The organism is Amycolatopsis sp. ATCC 39116 (assembly GCF_000231075.2).
GTDB lineage: Bacteria > Actinomycetota > Actinomycetes > Mycobacteriales > Pseudonocardiaceae > Amycolatopsis_E > Amycolatopsis_E tucumanensis.
The window spans coordinates 1-1,661 of the sequence record NZ_AFWY03000116.1; the positions used below are offsets into that span (position 1 = coordinate 1).

At 56.4% G+C, this 1,661-nt stretch carries 2 rRNA genes; both read left to right on the forward strand.

The annotated features are described in order from the left end of the window. Positions 1-1,468, forward strand: a 23S ribosomal RNA gene (locus AMY39116_RS0341720); the annotation flags it as partial. 76 nt (positions 1,469-1,544) lie between these two features. Beyond that, positions 1,545-1,661 (forward strand): 5S ribosomal RNA (gene rrf, locus AMY39116_RS0341725).

Sequence of the window (1,661 nt, forward strand, 5' to 3'; positions counted from 1 at the left end):
AAGGTAGCTCCGCCAGTGAGTGGTTGTACTGGTGTAAGCGTGTAGCCCGGGACATAGGCAAATCCGTGTCCCAATAGGGTGAGACGTGATGCGTAGCCGTTGAGGCGAAGTAGGGTGATCCTCTGCTGCCGAGAAAAGCCTCTAGCGAGAACATGTGCGGCCCGTACCCCAAACCGACACAGGTGGTCAGGTAGAGAATACTAAGGCGGTCGGGTGAACTGTGGTTAAGGAACTCGGCAAAATGCCCCCGTAACTTCGGGAGAAGGGGGGCCAAAGCACTTGAAGCCCTTCGCGGGCTAGGGTGAGTTGGCCGCAGAGACCAGCGGAAAGCGACTGTTTACTAAAAACACAGGTCCATGCGAAGTCGTAAGACGAGGTATATGGACTGACGCCTGCCCGGTGCTGGAACGTTAAGAGGACCGGTTAGCTCCCTTGTGGGGCGAAGCTGAGAATTTAAGCGCCAGTAAACGGCGGTGGTAACTATAACCATCCTAAGGTAGCGAAATTCCTTGTCGGGTAAGTTCCGACCTGCACGAATGGCGTAACGACTTTCCGGCTGTCTCAACCACAGGCCCGGTGAAATTGCACTACGAGTAAAGATGCTCGTTACGCGCGGCAGGACGGAAAGACCCCGGGACCTTTACTATAGCTTGGTATTGGTTTTCGGTTCGGCTTGTGTAGGATAGGTGGGAGACTGTGAAGCGGGGACGCTAGTTCTCGTGGAGTCGTTGTTGAAATACCACTCTGGTCGGATTGGGAATCTAACCTAGGGCCCTGATCGGGTTCAGGGACAGTGCCTGGTGGGTAGTTTAACTGGGGCGGTTGCCTCCTAAAAGGTAACGGAGGCGCCCAAAGGTTCCCTCAGCCTGGTTGGCAATCAGGTGTTGAGTGTAAGTGCACAAGGGAGCTTGACTGTGAGACTGACGGGTCGAGCAGGTGCGAAAGCAGGGACTAGTGATCCGGCATCTCCTGGTGGAAGGGATGTCGCTCAACGGATAAAAGGTACCCCGGGGATAACAGGCTGATCTTGCCCAAGAGTCCATATCGACGGCATGGTTTGGCACCTCGATGTCGGCTCGTCGCATCCTGGGGCCGGAGTAGGTCCCAAGGGTTGGGCTGTTCGCCCATTAAAGCGGCACGCGAGCTGGGTTTAGAACGTCGTGAGACAGTTCGGTCCCTATCCGCCGCGCGCGTAGGAGACTTGAGGAAGGCTGTCCCTAGTACGAGAGGACCGGGACGGACGAACCTCTGGTATGCCAGTTGTCACGCCAGTGGCATGGCTGGTTAGCTACGTTCGGAAGGGATAACCGCTGAAGGCATCTAAGCGGGAAGCCTGTTCCTAGATGAGGTCTCCCACCCCTTTGTGGGTTAAGGCCCCCAAGAGACGATTGGGTTGATAGGCCAGACATGGACGCACAGTAATGTGTTTTTGAGTGGACTGGTACTAATAGGCCGAGGACTTGCCCACAAAGCTGCTACGCATCCGCTCTGCAACTCTGAAACACCACACCAGACGAAACATCTCTGGTGTTGTTTCGGAGAGTTTCGGTGGTCATGGCGGCAGGGAAACGCCCGGTCCCATTCCGAACCCGGAAGCTAAGCCTGCCAGCGCCGATGGTACTGCACCCCCGCGGGTGTGGGAGAGTAGGACACCGCCGAAC